At 41.3% G+C, this 16,479-nt stretch carries 17 protein-coding genes; 1 reads left to right on the forward strand and 16 read right to left on the reverse strand.

The genetic code is table 11. From position 1 onward, the window contains the following. The first annotated feature begins 118 nt into the window (after window positions 1-118). Window positions 119-1,549, forward strand: coding sequence for an AcpB/EbpR/MafR family transcriptional regulator (locus HCK02_RS05255; RefSeq protein ID WP_167629052.1), 1,431 nt, complete (start codon window positions 119-121; stop codon window positions 1,547-1,549). A 235-nt stretch (window positions 1,550-1,784) separates the two neighbouring features. Here the strand turns inward: HCK02_RS05255 and HCK02_RS05260 are convergent, their stop codons facing one another. From HCK02_RS05260 to folE, 16 genes are all read right to left on the reverse strand, one after another. Next, on the reverse strand, window positions 1,785-3,053 hold the full coding sequence (locus tag HCK02_RS05260) for a BaiN/RdsA family NAD(P)/FAD-dependent oxidoreductase (RefSeq protein WP_167629053.1): 1,269 nt from the start codon (window positions 3,051-3,053) through the stop codon (window positions 1,785-1,787). Window positions 3,054-3,111: 58 nt separating this feature from the next. Then, window positions 3,112-3,795 carry a zinc metallopeptidase gene (locus HCK02_RS05265; protein WP_167629054.1) on the reverse strand — a complete coding sequence of 228 codons (684 nt, stop codon included), beginning with the start codon at window positions 3,793-3,795 and terminating at the stop codon, window positions 3,112-3,114. Window positions 3,796-3,925: 130 nt separating this feature from the next. Beyond that, a complete protein-coding gene (lhaT, locus tag HCK02_RS05270) occupies window positions 3,926-4,531 on the reverse strand; it encodes a lipoprotein heptaprenylglyceryl N-acetyltransferase LhaT (RefSeq protein WP_167629055.1) in 606 nt (201 codons plus the stop codon). A 45-nt stretch (window positions 4,532-4,576) separates the two neighbouring features. After that, window positions 4,577-5,113 (reverse strand): ReoY family proteolytic degradation factor, encoded by a 537-nt coding sequence (locus HCK02_RS05275; protein WP_167629056.1) that lies wholly within the window; start codon window positions 5,111-5,113, stop codon window positions 4,577-4,579. A 26-nt stretch (window positions 5,114-5,139) separates the two neighbouring features. Beyond that, entirely contained in the window at window positions 5,140-6,393 is a 1,254-nt protein-coding gene (locus HCK02_RS05280) for a tetratricopeptide repeat protein (protein ID WP_167629057.1), read from the reverse strand. An 81-nt stretch (window positions 6,394-6,474) separates the two neighbouring features. Further along, complete coding sequence (aroA, locus tag HCK02_RS05285; protein ID WP_167629058.1) at window positions 6,475-7,749, reverse strand: 3-phosphoshikimate 1-carboxyvinyltransferase; 1,275 nt, start codon at window positions 7,747-7,749, stop codon at window positions 6,475-6,477. A 12-nt stretch (window positions 7,750-7,761) separates the two neighbouring features. After that, complete coding sequence (locus tag HCK02_RS05290) at window positions 7,762-8,865, reverse strand: prephenate dehydrogenase (protein ID WP_167629059.1); 1,104 nt, start codon at window positions 8,863-8,865, stop codon at window positions 7,762-7,764. A gap of 12 nt (window positions 8,866-8,877) precedes the next feature. Further along, window positions 8,878-9,969: a histidinol-phosphate transaminase gene (gene hisC, locus HCK02_RS05295; protein WP_167629060.1), complete on the reverse strand. Its 1,092-nt coding sequence runs from the start codon at window positions 9,967-9,969 to the stop codon at window positions 8,878-8,880. Then, window positions 9,969-10,346 (reverse strand): chorismate mutase, encoded by a 378-nt coding sequence (gene aroH, locus HCK02_RS05300; protein ID WP_167629070.1) that lies wholly within the window; start codon window positions 10,344-10,346, stop codon window positions 9,969-9,971. Before aroH ends, hisC begins: the two co-directional genes overlap by 1 nt. Then, complete coding sequence (gene aroB / locus HCK02_RS05305; RefSeq protein WP_167629061.1) at window positions 10,346-11,437, reverse strand: 3-dehydroquinate synthase; 1,092 nt, start codon at window positions 11,435-11,437, stop codon at window positions 10,346-10,348. The genes aroH and aroB overlap by 1 nt, the downstream gene beginning before the upstream one ends. Before the next feature lie 2 nt (window positions 11,438-11,439). Then, a complete protein-coding gene (gene aroC, locus HCK02_RS05310) occupies window positions 11,440-12,606 on the reverse strand; it encodes a chorismate synthase (protein WP_167629062.1) in 1,167 nt (388 codons plus the stop codon). 123 nt (window positions 12,607-12,729) lie between these two features. Next, on the reverse strand, window positions 12,730-13,173 hold the full coding sequence (ndk, locus tag HCK02_RS05315; RefSeq protein ID WP_167629063.1) for a nucleoside-diphosphate kinase: 444 nt from the start codon (window positions 13,171-13,173) through the stop codon (window positions 12,730-12,732). A 12-nt stretch (window positions 13,174-13,185) separates the two neighbouring features. Further along, window positions 13,186-14,157: a heptaprenyl diphosphate synthase component II gene (hepT, locus tag HCK02_RS05320; RefSeq protein WP_167629064.1), complete on the reverse strand. Its 972-nt coding sequence runs from the start codon at window positions 14,155-14,157 to the stop codon at window positions 13,186-13,188. Then, entirely contained in the window at window positions 14,147-14,869 is a 723-nt protein-coding gene (locus HCK02_RS05325) for a demethylmenaquinone methyltransferase (protein WP_167629065.1), read from the reverse strand. The genes hepT and HCK02_RS05325 overlap by 11 nt, the downstream gene beginning before the upstream one ends. 23 nt (window positions 14,870-14,892) lie before the next feature. Next, on the reverse strand, window positions 14,893-15,660 hold the full coding sequence (locus HCK02_RS05330) for a heptaprenyl diphosphate synthase component 1 (protein WP_167629066.1): 768 nt from the start codon (window positions 15,658-15,660) through the stop codon (window positions 14,893-14,895). Window positions 15,661-15,741: 81 nt separating this feature from the next. After that, a complete protein-coding gene (gene folE / locus HCK02_RS05335; protein ID WP_208970444.1) occupies window positions 15,742-16,311 on the reverse strand; it encodes a GTP cyclohydrolase I FolE in 570 nt (189 codons plus the stop codon). Between the last annotated feature and the right edge of the window lie 168 nt (window positions 16,312-16,479).

The raw sequence follows: 16,479 nt of genomic DNA on the forward strand, positions 1-16,479 counted from the left end.
CAATAAGATTTAAAAAATACTGCCAATAATTAGTCTACAGGAAAAAAATTTTGCCAGTTTAATTTGATAGGATGATGGTATTGTATAGAAAGATATCTCAACCTAAGGGTGATAAATTATGAATAACTTTTTAATTGATTTTTTCATCAACAAAAGCAATCATCGAAAAGTTCGGTTACTAAAAGAACTATCCACCGAGCCTCAAGATATCGAAACTTTTGCTGACAAATTAGCTGTTTCAAAAGAAACCATCCGAAAAGATTTTTCTTATTTCGCTGACATACAGCCTGAAGCGATCATGAAAACAACTAAATTAAACAAAGTTTTTTACGAGTGTGCTCCTCAACAAAAATATCAATTGCTACTCAAAATTATCCAAGAAGAACCTAGTTTTTTTATTTTCAAACAGCTTTTCAACCACGACAAACTGGATGTATCTAAAATCTTGACGACTTTTTTCTTCTCTGAGTCCACGTATGCTAGATATTTGAAAGCTTTAAACCATTTACTCTGCAGCTATTCTGTTAAACTAAAAAACAATCCTCTTGTTCTTACAGGGAGCGAGTTAAATATCCGCAACTTTTATAATAAATTGTTGTATTTCAGTCGCGAATATCCTATTTTTGTGAATGATTTATTTTTTTACGACGACTTTGCCACTTCTTTAAAAGAGCAGTTTCCTTCTTATATTGCTTCCTACGATACTAATAAAATTCTATACCGCTTCAAAGTATCTGTTAAACGGCTTTCTCTCGGTCACACCATTCATCTCAGTGATAAACAAAGAGAAGGAATTGTGCGCTGTGAGGACTACGAACTATTCAAAAAACAAATTGCTCGATTGACTAAACAATATTTTCAGCTACATGACCTTTCGGAAGATGAATTCGTTTTTTTCACCGTTATGCTCAAAGAAGGACACGTTTACTGCAAGGATAATCTGCACTTTCAGCTCAAGCGACAAAAACATTATTTATTCAATAACACCCACAAAGCCCTTTGCCGCCAGTTTTTAAATATCCAAGATGAAACTCTGCTAGATGTTCTTAGCTGTTATTTAAATGATGTGTATATCTTAAATGATTTCGCCCAAACAGGGATCATTGATGATTTTCTCTCTTCGACCCAACCAATTTTTTATGAAGAAAAACTCTATAAAAGGTGTCTTGCCTTGACTCAAGTTTACACAGATTCTACTCAAAAACGTCCTGTCATTGCCTATACGCTTTGTCAGATTATCATGGCAAACCAAATAGAACCGATTGAACCCATTACTATTTACCTTTTCTTAGACGAAGAGAAAAACAGAAACCTTTACATTGAAGCGATGCTAATCAATTTATTTTCCAGTAAAATCAATATCGTCAACCTTACAAAGTGTGATCCAACCTTTCAATCAAAACTAACTGCCTTCCAATATTTAATTACCAATCATTATGCTTTTCAAGAAAATGCGCACACCTTTTATATTGGTACGCCGTGCGAAATTTCTGAAATTGAATCTATCATTCACGGAATTCTCAAATCCTTTGTTCTCGTCTATGAATAGCTAATTGATATTGTTTTTCATAAAAACACCAAAGTCCTTCTCACAAAACATTAAATCTAGATTTTCTAGCCTTAAAAAACCATTATAATAGGATAGAATTCTCTGTATCACTCATATTTTTTGTATTAGACAGCGAAAAATAGCTTAAGTACGATTCAAGCTAAATTTAAAAAAACAGAATGGATAGGAATGCCATTTTATAAGTGGATGGCATCCTTTCCTTTCTGTTCTTTTTTTATATATTAACTTGGTCCGCAAAAAATGCCGCATTCTCTCCAGCTGCGTGTCCTGTCACGAGCGCACAAGTAATATTATAGCCGCCTGTGTAGCCATTGATATCCAAAATTTCACCGCAAAAAAACAATCCAGGCATGAGTTTAGATTGCATTTCTCGAGGATCGATTTCTTTGATGGAGACACCACCGCCCGTTACAAAAGCTTTGTCAAAGCTTAACGTTCCATTTACTGTAAACAAGAAGTTTTTAAGTGACCAAACAAATTGGTCCAGTTTCTTCGGGCTGACTTGACGATATGAATCTTCAATGTCTAAATCTGCTTTTTCTAGCAAAAAGAGTAGTAATTTTTCTTGTGTAAGCGAGGCAAGTGCATTTTTCAAAGCTTTTTTAGGACTTGCTTCAAGCAAAGCAAAAACACGCTTTTTCAAGGCTTCAGGAGCCTCCTCTGGAAATAAATCAAGCTGCATCGTCACTTGGTCTTGCTTCTTTAATTCCTTCAAAACAAACATGCTACACCTCAGTGCGGCAGGACCTGAAATCCCAAAATGTGTAAAGATCATATCCATTTGGTGGGTAACGGTCGGTTTTCCTTTGGAGTTAAGTACAGAAAGCGCTATATCGCGAAGTGAAATCCCTTGTAGTCGTTTTTCTCGAATAAAATTTTCATTCGAAGTGATCGGCACCTCAGTTGGATATAGTTCCGTGATGGTGTGCCCTGCTTCTTTTGCCCAGGCATAGCCATCTCCAGTAGAACCCGTGCGAGGAACTGACTTCCCGCCGACAGCCACAACGACACTTTTCGCCGCTATTTTTTGACCATCCAAAAGGACGACTCCAGCCGCTTGTCCGTTTTCATAACATACTTGTTTAACGGCTGTTTTCATATAGACTTTCACGCCCAATTTTTCCATCCGCTGAATCATTGCATCTGCAACGGAACGCGCACTATTTGACACGGGAAACATTCGGCCGTGATCTTCTTCCTTCACTTGAACCCCTAGTTTTTCAAAAAATGTAATAATATCTTCGTTATCAAATTGGTGGAACGCACTGTATAAAAAGCGACCATTTCCAGGAATGTGCTGAATAATTTCATCCACAGGTTTGCGATTGGTTACATTACATCGCCCACCTCCAGATAAAATCAACTTTCTTCCTAATTTAGGTCCCTTTTCAATTAGCAAAACTTGTTTATCTTGCTCAGCCGCTGAAATTGCTGCCATCAATCCTGATGGTCCGCCGCCAATCACAATTACATCAAAATCCATTTCATTTCTCCTTTTTTAAAAAATCACGAAAAAACCTGAGAAAAGTCTCAGGTTTTAACTAGTTTCGGTTCATATTCGTAAAGATCAGCAACAAACGTAAAAGTTCAAGCACAGCAACAGCCATTGCAGCCACATAAGTCATGGCAGCAGCGCTAAGTACTTTTCTTGCTTGTGGCACTTCTTGTTGTATTAAAAATCCACCGTCTTCAAGTTGAACAAGCGCCCGTTTACTTGCATCGAATTCTACAGGGAGCGTTACGAGTTGGAATAGCACGCCCACTGCCATTAACACAATTCCCACGAGCATTAAGCTTGGCATCGTTGCAATCATCCCGATGATTAAAAACACCCACGAAATGTTGGAACTGAATGAAGTAATCGGCACAAGCGCTGAACGAAAACGCATAAAGGCATAATCTTCTTTATCTTGAATCGCATGTCCCACTTCATGCGCCGCTACAGCCGCTGCAGCGATTGATGCTTCATGATAGTTAGATTCCGACAAGAAAACAGCTTTTTTTCTAGGATCATAGTGATCACTTAAGACTCCGCTTGTCGCTTGAACAGGAACATTCGATAAACCATTTCGGTCAAGAATCATTCGTGCAACTTCCGCACCTGTTAGTCCACTTCTGACACCAACCTTGGAGTACTGCGAATAAGTCGTCTTAACGCGAAACTGTGCCCAAAGTGGAATCGCGGCTACAATAATAAAGTATAAAATATACGTACCAAAGGACATTTCTTAACTTCCTCCTCAAATCGTTTTCCTAATAATGATTAGTTTTAATTATAAAGGAACTCCTAAAAAGTCTCAATGGGAAAAGCTTAAAATGAGAAAAATCTTATTTTCTACTCAAAAAACGAACGAATTAATAAAGCTCTAGCTTAAATCGGTCTTTCCGAATAGATTTCCGATAAACTAGCCACAAAACAAGCACCGAAAGCCAAAAAGTCGCGTATCCAATATAAGGTAAATAACGCTCTAGTCCCATATAAATCGGCATTTGCCCAAATAAGTAATCAATCACATCATTATGTAAAACCCAAACCGCTGCAATCATAAAATGGCTTATCCGAAAGCGATAAAAAGGCGCATAAAGAATCCCTTCTAAAGCCATGAATCCGTGACTAAGAAGTAACATCACGCTTGTAAGTAAAATCATTTTTTGATCAATCATTAAAAAAATGTTCATCCCAACTGCCCAGATTCCATATTTCACAAGACAAACAAAGGCTAGCGCTTCCATAAGTGGCCAGTGCTTTTTCCCCAAAAAAGCAATCAAAACAAACGTAAAAAACAAAATAGCCGTCGGACTATCTGGTACAAAAAGCCAAAACCGAGCTTTCGTCAACTGTAACTGTGGCAAGTACCAAATATAGCCGTAAACCGCCCCTAGCAGATTTACTACCATAAGCAATCGTAAAAAAGAACGATTGGCAAGTAATTGATACACAAGCTTCCCCCCAAAAAACATTTTTTAAGCTGGAAGCAAGGTCTGCGTCCAGCTTAAAGTAAATGATTAGAATGTTTTTTCTTGAAGTAATGCAGACAATTTTAAAAAGGTTTCTTTATCACGACGATCGAGCGCCTGATCAATTTCTTGCTTCAACGCTTCTTGTTCAAAGCAGCTCATCATCTGATCTAGGAATTTTTCAGCTAAAAGCTTTTCATCTTCACCAATTTTAAGTTCTTGTGCTGAATTTTCTTCTCGCACAAGTGCATATTCAGGTGAACTTAATGCTTCTTTAAAATGTAACATAATATAGAGATTTTCATCCCAGTTTAAACGAATATCGTGAAAAGCTTTTTCTGGATCTGACGTGGTTAAGTTTCCTTTAAAAAATCGGAATGGTTCGTTATCGACTCCGTGTGCAGAAAGAACAAGACCTCGACTTTTGCCATCAAGATCATCTACAAAGTGAACATACTTCATAATTTGATCATGACCAGCAATATAATTAAGAACCCACATCGCTTCCCGCATCTTCATTTGGTGCGTGTTGAGTAGCCAACGAATAAAGTCTTTTTTTTCATCCACAGAAATGGGTGCTTTCATAACCATCACTCCTTCCGAATTTTTTATCAAAAATCAAGTAAACTTCGGATTTCCTCGTCCTCAGGCTCAAAAGTAAGATAGTCATTCAAAATAGTAGTTGCTCTAGCATCTCCTTCTTCGCGTAAAAACAATCCATATTCACGTAAAAACGTTGGGTTATTTTTGAAATGAGGATAGGCCTTCTCAAAATTTTCTTTTGCCTTATTATATTGTTCTGTCTCTTGATATGCAACACTTAAGTCCCAGAAAATTTGTGGCTCCGTAATGAGTTCATCACTAATCCCTTCAAAAATCTCAGCTAATCCTTCATAATCTGCCTTATCTAGCAGCAGTTTATTTAGTTCAAGCATAGCTGCTATATATTCAGGATCAAGCACCAAGGCTTGTCTGAAAAAGTGTTCCGCTTCTTCCAAACGATTTAATGAAAGTGCTAATTGACCTGCTTCAAAAAAGAGTTCTTTATTGAATTCATCGTGCTTAAGTCCCTCTTCCAAAATTTCCAGCGCTTGTTCTTTCTGACCATTTTCTTCATAGCTCTTAGCCAGATAAGGATAAAGCGTCGTATAACTTGGATCATGTTCTTTCAAATGTTCAAACGAATGAATCGCTGTTATATATTCTTTCGCTTGAAAAGCTGTTAAGCCAAGTCCAAATAACGTATCAATCGATTCGTTTTCCTCAAGCGCTTTTTCATAATAAGGAATCGCTTCTTCAAACGCTCCACTTGCACTAAGCGCTTCTGCCATTCGCACATAAACGGAAATCGTTTCATCTTGAAGAGTCGTGATCCCTGCGTCAAGCACTGATTGGTAACTTTGTACAGCAGACGCAAAACGCGCCTGTGATAGATAATATTCTCCAAGCGCAAAATCAATAATCGGTTCGTTTGGTGCGAGACTCTTCGCTTGTTGAAGCTTTTGTTCGGTGACTTCAAAGAGTCCTTGCATTTGATAAAGATCTGCCGCAACAAGTAAGCTTTCGAGATAAGCATCGTCCTCGGGGCTAATTTGTTCTAATCGTTCAGCCGCTTCATCCAACTGGTCTTTTTCAATCGAGACCTCAGCTAGTCGGACGTATAACTCGCCTTCATTTGGAAAGGCAGCGAGTAAAAGTTCATAAAGGTCTTCCGTTTCATCCAAAAATCCTAAACTAAACAATTGTTCTGCTAAAAAGAACTGTTCTTCCGGAGAATCTCCCGCAATCACAGCATCGAAATATTTTTTGGCTTCGTCCATGTTTTCATGTTCGAGTGCACTTAGCATTTTTTCCGCATTTTTCAAAATGACACCCCTCACTCACCACATAATAACCCACATTATAACAAAAGGAATAGGAGTTTCAAAGTAATTGAGCTTAGAGCATCAACCTATCAGTGACTTGATGACTTCAAAAAAGTTGGGGTAAGAAACAGCTACTGCTTCTGCTTTTTCGAGCTCTACCTCTCCTTCTTTTACGAGGAGTGCCGCAATTTGTAGCATCATACCAATCCGGTGATCTCCGTAGCTAGTTACCTTCGCCCCATGTAGTGGCGTTTTTCCGCGAATAATTAAACCGTCTTCCGTTGGGGTAATGTCGGCGCCCATTTTCGCTAATTCCTTTGCGACTGCATCAATACGATTTGTTTCTTTGACCTTTAATTCTTCTGCGTCGCGAATGATCGTTTCACCCTCTGCTTGTGTTGCAAGAAGCGCAATAATGGGAAGTTCATCAATTAAACGCGGAATAAGAGCTCCCTCAATGGTCATTCCCTGTAAATTCGATGTTTCTACTTGGATAGTTCCCGAAAATGTGGAAGCCTCTTTCGTAAGCTTTCCACCCATCGCTTCGACTACATCAAGAATACCCGTCCGCGTTGGATTAAGCCCCACATTTGTTAAGCAAACGCTAGAATCAGGCACAAGCAATCCAAGCGCAATAAAAAAGGCTGCTGACGAAATATCTCCCGGCACAAGGACTTCTTGCCCCGTAAAACGTTGATTGCCTGAAAGTCTGACAGTAAGCCCTTCTTCGTGGATTTCTCCACCAAACAAGCGAATCATTTCCTCTGTGTGATTACGCGTTTTTTCCTTTTCATGAATTACTGTTTCTCCGTCTGCTTGAAGCGCGGCAAACAGAATTGCACTTTTCACTTGTGCACTCGCAACAGGCATTTCATAGTGAATACTTGAAAGTTGATTGCCACCATGCAACCGAACTGGCGCAAAACCTGCATTATCCTTTGTTTCAATGCGTGCCCCCATTTGCTCAAGAGGTTTACTTACACGATTCATCGGACGCTTTTGGATAGAATCGTCTCCCGTTAAGACAGCATCAAACGAAGCACCCGCAAGGATGCCCATCAAGAGTCGAATCGTCGTCCCTGAATTTCCAACGTAAAGGTCTGACATTGGTCTTTTTAACCCTTGAAAGCCCCCAACACCGTGAACCACAACTTCCGAATCCAGCCGTTCAATTTTTACGCCAAGCTTTTGAAACACATCAATCGTACTCAAGCAATCCTCAGCTTCTAAAAAATGATGAATTCGCGTTTTTCCTTCCGCAAGCGCACCAAACATGATACTGCGATGTGAAATTGATTTGTCACCTGGAACTTCGATTATTCCCTTCAAGCCCGTTTGATTCGTTATTAGTTTCATAGCGCTATCTCCTTATTCTTCGTAATAACATAAAAAGTCACTTTGTTCTTCAATACAGGCTTTTGCACGGCTCCTGTCTTCTTCCGTTTGAAATGTAATTTGCAAAATCCCAAAAATATCTTCACGTGTTTCAAGAATCTTTAAATTGGTCAAGCTAATTTCCCACTTGGCTAAATAACCAGTTACTTCTGAAATAATCCCAGGATAATCTGGCACGTCCACGAATAAATCATAAAACGCAGGAATTGCTCCTTTATGAACAGGAAGCGTATCACGGAACTCCTTCGCTTCATCAAAAAATTGGTAAATTGCTTGGTTTTCCCCCGCTTCAAGCATTTGAAGCGCTTCTTCCATCGCTAATTTCCAACTTTCCAGCTGTTCAATCAAAATCCCTTGGTTACTTAACGAAATGTCCGTCCACATCCGTGGATCCGATGAAGCAATTCGCGTAATGTCTCGAAAGCCACCTGCCGCAAGCTGAAACGCATGAGGATGGAGACGCGTAAAGCCTTCCGTTTGCCGAACAAGCGCAGCGGCAATAATATGTGGCAAGTGACTGAGCATACCCGTAATTTCATCATGCTCAACCGGCGAAAGACTCAAAAATTTCGCATTTGTTCCAGAAAGCCACTCTTTTAACTCCGAAACCCGTCGCTCATCTTCTCCTTCAAAAGGAGTAAGCAAGTAATAAGCATTTTCAAATAGTAAGCGTTTGGCCGCAGTGACACCACTTTTATGTGACCCTGCCATCGGGTGACCGCCAATAAACGTAATGCCGCGTTCCGCAAGATCTTCTGCACAAGCCATAATTCCCGCTTTGGTGCTTCCCGTATCCGTCACAATCAGCGACTCTTTCAATCTTAGCTTCGGTAAATGACGTAAAAGTGCTTCCGTTTCCTTAACCGGGCAACAAAAAATGAGTAAATCCGCACGCGGAGCATCAATCAAAAGACTCTCGCCGATTTCATCAATAATCCCCAGTTCAAGCCCCGTTTCAAGCGTCCTCATGGATACATCAAGCCCAATAATATGCGCATCTGGATGCCTTTCTCGGATCGCAAGCGCTATCGACCCACCAATTAGTCCAAGCCCAACGATCACTACATTTCCTTTCAAAAAAACGCCTCCTTAGCGTAAAAATGCCGTGAGCAAACGAATCACTTCAGCATTGTCTTTCGCACGCCCAATCGTAATTCGCACCGCGTTTGGAAACCCGAGCGTCTCTCCAGAACGCGTAATATAGCCCATTTCTTCTAAATAGCGAAACACACTTTGCCCCGAGCACTGAAACTCAAGCAAAACAAAATTCCCGCAAGAAGGATAAAGTTTTACTTCATGATGTTGTTCAGCAAACGCCTCATATTGAGCAATACCCAACTTGTTTTCCTTGCGGCACTTGGCGATAAAATCTTGATCCGAAAGAGCTTCAATCGCAAGCGCTTGACCAATCGTTGTTGTATTAAAAGGTGAACGAATCACATTGAGTTTACTAATAATAGCCGGACTTGCCATCCCATAGCCCACTCGCGCACTAGCAAGCCCATAAATCTTACTAAACGTTCTTGTAATCACTAAATTCGGATAAGTGCGAATCCAGTGCTCATGCGCACGCGGAACAGGTTCCACATATTCGATATAAGCCTCATCCAAAACGATAAGCGTTTCCTTTGGAACTCGCTTCAAAAATGCCTCAATCGCATCCAAATCTAAAAAATTCCCAGTTGGGTTATTCGGATTACAAATCCAAACCACCGCAGTATTTTCATCAACCTGCGTAAACATTGTTTCAAGATCATGGGCACCATCTTCAAGTAGTGGTACCTCGCGCAGCTCGGCCCCACAAATCTTCGCATGATGAGCATATTGAACAAACGTTGGCGTCGCCATCACCGTATTGACATCGGGACGAAGAAGCGCTCGCGCCAAAAGGCCAATCAGTTCATCCACACCAGCCGTGAAAATCAGTTCGCTTTCCTCTAGCTGATAAAACGAAGCAACCGCCTGGCGTAGCGCCGCCGCATGCCCATCCGGATAAAGCTCCGTAAAAGATTCATAGCTAAGCCCCCGCAAATATTCGCGAACCGCCTCAGAAGTTCCAAAAGGATTTTCATTCGAAGACAACTTCACGATTCGTTCAAGGCCGAGTTCCGCTTTCACTTGTTCCTCACGCTTCCCGGGCTTATAAGACCCAAGCCCAGCGAGTGTTTCATTCCATTTCATCAAGCCTCATCTCGCTTTCTTGCAAGATCCGGTCTAAGCTTCGCCGCATCGTTCAAATAAACATGTTTCACATCTGCAAGCTGCCGGTCGATCTCTACATGTACCATCAGCCGAATGCACTTCCGCGGTGCACCTGGCACGTCCGTTTCAACCATCCCCATCACAGGAAGTGATTCAAAGCCCTCGCATTCTCGAATCGCCCGAGCCGGAAAAGCCGCATTCAGATCAGACGTTGCCGTAATAATCACAGATACCAGTTGTTCCGGGTTAGTTAGCTCATTTTCTTGCAAAATTTGTCGAAATAATTCATCCGTAGCCGAATAAATTTCATCCGCTCGGTTTTCTTTTACCGTCGTAGCTCCACGAATCGCTCGCATCATGCGTCTCCTCCTTCTTTAAACTGCGTAAATGTTTCTTCAAGCGCATCTCGGCTGATCGTTTGTAAAGTAAGACTTCCCACTTCACGCAAGAGTACAAACGTGATCTCCCCAAAAGTGGTTTTCTTGTCGTGCAACATATTTTCATAAACCGCCTCAAAAGGCACATCTTGAGGAAGTTTTATCTCATAACCAAGCGAGACAAGCCAATCTTCAAATGGCGCCATTTCAAAATCAAGCCCCGTAAGTTTTTTACTCAAGCGTAGCGCGTAAAGCATGCCATAAATAATCGCTTCACCGTGCAAAAAGCGTTCAAAACCGCCGAAAGCTTCAAGCGCATGACCAAACGTATGACCAAAATTAAGAAACGCCCGAACCCCTTGCTCCGTCTCATCCTGCTTCACAATCTCTGCCTTAACAGCAATTCCTTTTTCAAGAAACAAAGGCAAAGACTTACCGTATAAATCCGCTTCCGATACAAAGTCTCCCTCAAGCGATTTTAAAAAGCTTGGGTCACTGATAAGCGCGTGCTTAATGAGCTCAGCAAAGCCCGAACGCATCTCCCGAGCCGGAAGCGTCGCAAGCAAACTCGTATCATAAACCACCGCTTCAGGCTGATAAAAATTCCCAACCAGATTCTTTCCGAGCGGGTGATTGATCGCGACCTTGCCACCAACCGCACTATCATGCGCTAGCACCGTCGTTGGAAATTGATAAAAAGGAATACCACGCATATAAGTCGCCGCGATCATCCCACCAAGGTCGCCGATCACGCCGCCACCAAAAGCAAGCAAAGCAGATTTACGATCAAGTCCCGCTTCAATGGCCTTCGTGATGCCTGCTTCATAAACCGAAAACGTCTTAGCCGCTTCCCCATTTGGCGTTACAAACCAAGAAACATTTTGAAATTTGCTCAAAAACTGCTCCATTTTTTCCCGGTGCAGACTAAAAACATGTTGATCCGTCACAACTAAAAGCTTCGAATAGCGCTTCAGTTCCCCCGCAAAAGAGTCTTTAAGCGATTCGAAAAGCGCCTCGCCAATGTAAACTGGATATGTTTGACTAGCCGTTTCAATTTTGATTTCGCGCATGCTTAAAACTCCTTCATTCGTTTCCGGTCCGCTTCCACCTGCTCTTTTAAAACATCCAACCGGTCACTTTGGTATTTGTCAAGAATCGCTGTTGCGACTTCCCATGCAACCACGTTTTCCGCTACAACGCTTGCCGCAGGAACCGCTGAACTATCTGATCGCTCCACACTCGCCGTGAAAACTTCCTTCGAATCAATATCGACACTTTGAAGTGGCTTATAAAGCGTCGGAATTGGCTTCATCACCCCACGAACCACAATCGGCATCCCATTTGTCATACCGCCTTCAAAACCGCCCAAATGATTGGTCCGTCTCGTATACCCGTCTTCTTCCGAATACAAAATTTCATCCATTACTTCGCTACCGTATTTCCGTGCAGCCTCAAAACCGGCGCCAAACTCAGCGCCTTTAAACGCATTAATGCTCACGATCGCTCGCGCAATTTTAGCATCCAATTTTTTATCCCATTGCACGTAACTTCCAAGCCCAGCTGGCACACCGCCAACCACGACTTCAACCACGCCACCAATCGTATCGCCTTTTTTCTTCGTATCATCAATTTTATCCATCATCGCTTGTTCCTGATTCGCATCAAGCGAGCGTACAGGTGATTCATTCGCAATCTGCTCAATTTCCTGAACCGTGAAGTCCCGGTCAATTTGTGCGCGCACACCGCCAATTTCTAGCACATGCCCAGCGACTTCGATTCCAAGTTCCGCGAGCAGTTTTTTGGCGACTGCTCCAGCCGCCACTCGGACCGTCGTTTCCCTTGCGCTCGAACGCTCTAACACATTACGCAAATCACGATGCCCATATTTCATCCCACCAACTAAGTCAGCATGTCCCGGTCTCGGTCTTGAAACACGTCTTGACGCTTCGTTTTTTTCAGGGACTGGTTCTGCACTCATCACCGTTTCCCAGTGTTTAAAATCTTTATTTTCGACAAAAAGAGCAAGCGGCGATCCCAGTGTTTTTCCGTGTCTCACACCCGCCGTTAACTCTGCTTGATCCTTTTCAATTTTCATTCTTGCGCCGCGACCATATCCGCCTTGGCGACGTTTCAATTCCACATTAATATCACTTGCAAGAAGCGGCATTCCCGCTGGTAAGCCTTCAATAATTAATGACAATCCTGGTCCATGTGATTCCCCAGCCGTTAAATATCTCATTCTCCTTCGACTCCTTTTCTCCATTTTAGCGCTTTAAAGTATATGTGTATAATCTTATCATAAGCCCCATCTCGAGACAACCATTGTGATATAAAAAAACTGTCTTCTACGACAGAAGACAGTTTAAATCCAATTCCAATCAGCTCGTTTTGTCGAAACTAGTTCTTCTGGTTTAAAAAACAAGCCGATTTCACGTTCAGCAGAAGCTGCGCTATCAGAACCATGAATCACATTACGATTCGTATGTACAGCGAAATCAGCACGAATCGTTCCCGGTGTGGCTTCGACCGGATTCGTTGCACCCATCATTTTTCGAGCCGTTGAAATTACTTCATCGCCTTCCAGAACCATTGCAAAAACAGGTCCAGATGTAATAAAGTCAATCAATTCGCCAAAAAAGGGCTTACCGACATGTTCCTGATAATGCGCTTTTGCAAGTGTCTCATCCATTTGAAACAGCTTGGCAGCAACCAAGTTCAACCCTTTTTCTTCAAACCTAGCAACGATTTTCCCAACGAGCCCTCTTGCAACCCCATCAGGTTTTATCATAACATAAGTCCTTTCCATTCGAATCCCTCCTCAGTAGTCACGTTTATCAAGCATTTTAATAATTTGTCTGAGCGGCTTCACTTCTTTGCGATGACCAAATTCATCCAAAATCCCTGCTGCTTTATTTAAGTAATCCGTTGCGACTTGTTCCGATTTTTCAATCGCACCGCTACTACGAATAGCCTCTACCAAATAGTCAATCTCTTCTTTCGATGTTGTTTCCGTCACGCGTTCAATCCGTTTGCGAAGTAGTGGATCTTGCATGGCGAAAAATACCGGTAGTGTCACATTCCCTTGGCTCAAATCTTCTCCAGCTGGTTTCCCGAGCTTTTTCTCATCTTGGGAAAAATCTAAAATATCATCTGTGATTTGAAAAGCCATGCCTACATAGTACCCAAATAGATATAGTTTATCATCAAGCTTTTCTGGTAAATCAGCAATAATACCGCCTAACCCGCAACTTGCTGCAATCAGTAAAGCTGTTTTCCGCTTAATTCGGCGCAAATAAGAACGAACGCTTTGTTCAAAATTATATTTATCTTTAATTTGCTCAATTTCACCAACCGCAAGTTCAACGGTCACTTGTGATAGAAGCAAGTGTGCTTTTTCATTTTTTACTCGTGTCATATATTCAAGCGACTTTGCAAATAAAAAATCCCCCGTATACATCGCAATATGATTACCCCAAATGGATTTAATCGTTGGTCGCCCACGTCTAAGTGACGCATCGTCTACAACATCATCATGAACAATTGATGCCATATGAATAAGCTCAATGGCTGTTGCGGCACTTCTACTAAGCGAGGGATCAACATCTTCATCTCCAAGACGTGAAGTTAAGCAAACAAACATGGGACGGATTCGCTTTCCACCTGCTGTTAAAAGGTGGAGTGCAGCTTCTGAAATTGTTTCTGCATCCGCATCCGAAACCGCTAATTTTAATTCATTTTCTATTTCGTCAATATCCTTTTGAATGGAAGGATACAAAAAATTAAATTTCATCTTCTGCCACCTTTTTATAGCCGAAATGTGTCGCGCTCGCGCCTCCACTGTGGGAAATATAGCGCACATATGAAAAGCCTGCTTGATAAAACAAATCGGAAAGTTTACCCATTCCAGGGAAGTGACGTGTCGATTCCTGTAACCAACTATATTCATCATAACTCTTCGCGAAAATCTTTCCAAAAAGCGGCATCACATAGCGAAAATATGTATTAAAGAACGGGCGCCAAACTGGAATATTCGGTTGACTCGTATCCAGACAAACAGCTTGACCACCTGGTTTTAGCACTCGGTACATTTCTTTTAATACGGTTAAATAATCTGGTACATTACGTAACCCAAAACCAATCGTTACATAATCAAACGAATTATCCGCAAATGGTAATTCCATCGCGTTTCCTTGCATTAATTTGACATTTTGAAGACCCGATTCTGCCACTTTTGCTTCACCAACTTGAAGCATATTCGAGCTAAAATCAAGCCCCGTCACTTTTCCAGACGGGCCGACTTCTCGAGCTGACAAAATCGTCCAATCTGCTGTTCCACAACAAACATCAAGAACAGAAGCACCTTTTTTCATGCGCATCAATTCCATCGTTTCGTTCCGCCAGTGCACATGAAGTTTAAAACTAATCACACTGTTCATCCGGTCATAATCCGATGAAATTTTTTCAAATACATGATGCACTTTTTCTTCTTTTTCAGTCGTCATTTATTTTTACCCCCTTTCTAAAGTCAGCGCTGTAGCATTTCTTGCAAACGCATATCAAGCGCCGCAGACAAGGGTTCACAAGTTTCCCTAAGTTCGATAATTTCCTTTTTAACTCTCAGAATCAGCTGTTCAAGCCATTCTTCAAAAGAAGCCGCTGCATCACGAGCAAAAAAGCCATGTTCATAAGCTCGTTTCAAAGTGGATGAATGATACGCCTCATAAAAGGTGCGTTCATCAAACAATTTTTTTAAAGCAAGTGCACGCTCCGCAAGAAAAACGAAATGATCTTCTTTTCCAAAATAACGAGCAAACTCCGAAAAAATAGCGGCCGATGCGGCTCTAAATTCAGAAGCATATTGTTCATCAGATGAAACATGAAGTTGATAAATATTCGTTTTGGCCGTATTCATCTTTTGAACGCCTCGTTGCAGGGCTCGAAGCAAATCAACCATACCAAGTTCAGCCATTGTCCGGTAATACAGTGCGCTATAATAATCACCAGCAAGAACCGTTAGTTCTCTTTCTTTTAGCGTTAATTTACGAGCATCGCCTTTTTCATCAATCGTCTCATGTGTATCATGAGCTAAGATAACATAAAGCGTAGCCGTTATGACTCGGTACTTATCCGTTTCAGCAAGTTCCGAGTTCCGAAGTGATTCATGCAACCAGAGCATTTGATCTTGGTCCGTCTTTGGACCATCAAAATTTTCCTTTAAAAACTCATAAGCTGTCCGATCATGAACCAATCTTTCCACTTCCTTCAGTTGTATGAGGCTCCCTTGATAAGTCATAATAACTTCCCCTTCAAAAACAATAATCCATAAGATTTATTATAGCATAAATCCACTTCGAAACGATAATAGTTATGCCTTTTAAGAGTGCTTAATTAATGAAAGGACTTCGCTACGGATTTTATCATCTGTACGAAATGCACCGCGCACCGCACTTGTCACTGTTTTCGTTCCCGGCTTATTGACACCACGAATCGTCATGCACATATGCTCTGCTTCTAAAATCACCATTACACCAAGTGGATTCAATTTTTCCATCATAATTTCAGCTACGGTTTTCGTAATTCGTTCTTGTAGTTGCGGGCGCTTACTCACATAATCAACAACACGAGCTAGCTTGCTTAAGCCTGCAACTCGACCATTTTGAGGAAGATAAGCAACATGAGCTACGCCAAAAAACGGAACCAAGTGATGTTCGCATACAGAAGAAAAGCGAATATCTTTGACAAGAACCAGTTCATCATGCTGCTCTTCAAAAACTTTATTAAAATGAACAGACGGATCTTTATGAAGGCCTGCGAAAATTTCTTCATACATTCTTGCAACCCGCATTGGTGTTTCAATCAATCCTTCTCTTTCTGGATTTTCTCCAACAGCTTCAAGTATCATTCTAACGGCATCTGCAATTTTTTCTTTATCCATTTCAGTCATTCTCCTAACCCTTTTTTGCTTTATTTCTCTGTTTATCTTATCATAACTCCCCTCATTCGGTAAACGGTTTCTATCCCACTACACTGGGAATTGCATGTATCCTAATAAAGTAGACACCTTTTTTGATATACTAGTAAATAAATAGACACAAATGTCGAAAGGACTTTT

Origin of the sequence: Listeria valentina (assembly GCF_011800755.1) — a bacterium.
GTDB classification, from domain to species: Bacteria; Bacillota; Bacilli; order Lactobacillales; family Listeriaceae; genus Listeria; species Listeria valentina.

Excerpts from the sequence above, each read along its gene's own strand:
- HCK02_RS05255 (WP_167629052.1), top strand. The coding sequence starts at position 119 with ATGAATAACTTTTTAATTGATTTTTTCATCAACAAAAGCAATCATCGA.
- HCK02_RS05260 (WP_167629053.1), bottom strand. The coding sequence starts at position 3,053 with ATGGATTTTGATGTAATTGTGATTGGCGGCGGACCATCAGGATTGATG.
- hepT (WP_167629064.1), bottom strand. The coding sequence starts at position 14,157 with ATGAAATTTAATTTTTTGTATCCTTCCATTCAAAAGGATATTGACGAA.
- aroH (WP_167629070.1), bottom strand. The coding sequence starts at position 10,346 with ATGCGAGCGATTCGTGGAGCTACGACGGTAAAAGAAAACCGAGCGGAT.
- aroC (WP_167629062.1), bottom strand. The coding sequence starts at position 12,606 with ATGAGATATTTAACGGCTGGGGAATCACATGGACCAGGATTGTCATTA.
- ndk (WP_167629063.1), bottom strand. The coding sequence starts at position 13,173 with ATGGAAAGGACTTATGTTATGATAAAACCTGATGGGGTTGCAAGAGGG.
- aroA (WP_167629058.1), bottom strand. The coding sequence starts at position 7,749 with ATGAAACTAATAACGAATCAAACGGGCTTGAAGGGAATAATCGAAGTT.
- lhaT (WP_167629055.1), bottom strand. The coding sequence starts at position 4,531 with ATGTTTTTTGGGGGGAAGCTTGTGTATCAATTACTTGCCAATCGTTCT.
- HCK02_RS05265 (WP_167629054.1), bottom strand. The coding sequence starts at position 3,795 with ATGTCCTTTGGTACGTATATTTTATACTTTATTATTGTAGCCGCGATT.
- HCK02_RS05330 (WP_167629066.1), bottom strand. The coding sequence starts at position 15,660 with ATGACTTATCAAGGGAGCCTCATACAACTGAAGGAAGTGGAAAGATTG.
- folE (WP_208970444.1), bottom strand. The coding sequence starts at position 16,311 with ATGACTGAAATGGATAAAGAAAAAATTGCAGATGCCGTTAGAATGATA.
- HCK02_RS05325 (WP_167629065.1), bottom strand. The coding sequence starts at position 14,869 with ATGACGACTGAAAAAGAAGAAAAAGTGCATCATGTATTTGAAAAAATT.
- hisC (WP_167629060.1), bottom strand. The coding sequence starts at position 9,969 with ATGAAATGGAATGAAACACTCGCTGGGCTTGGGTCTTATAAGCCCGGG.
- HCK02_RS05275 (WP_167629056.1), bottom strand. The coding sequence starts at position 5,113 with ATGAAAGCACCCATTTCTGTGGATGAAAAAAAAGACTTTATTCGTTGG.
- aroB (WP_167629061.1), bottom strand. The coding sequence starts at position 11,437 with ATGCGCGAAATCAAAATTGAAACGGCTAGTCAAACATATCCAGTTTAC.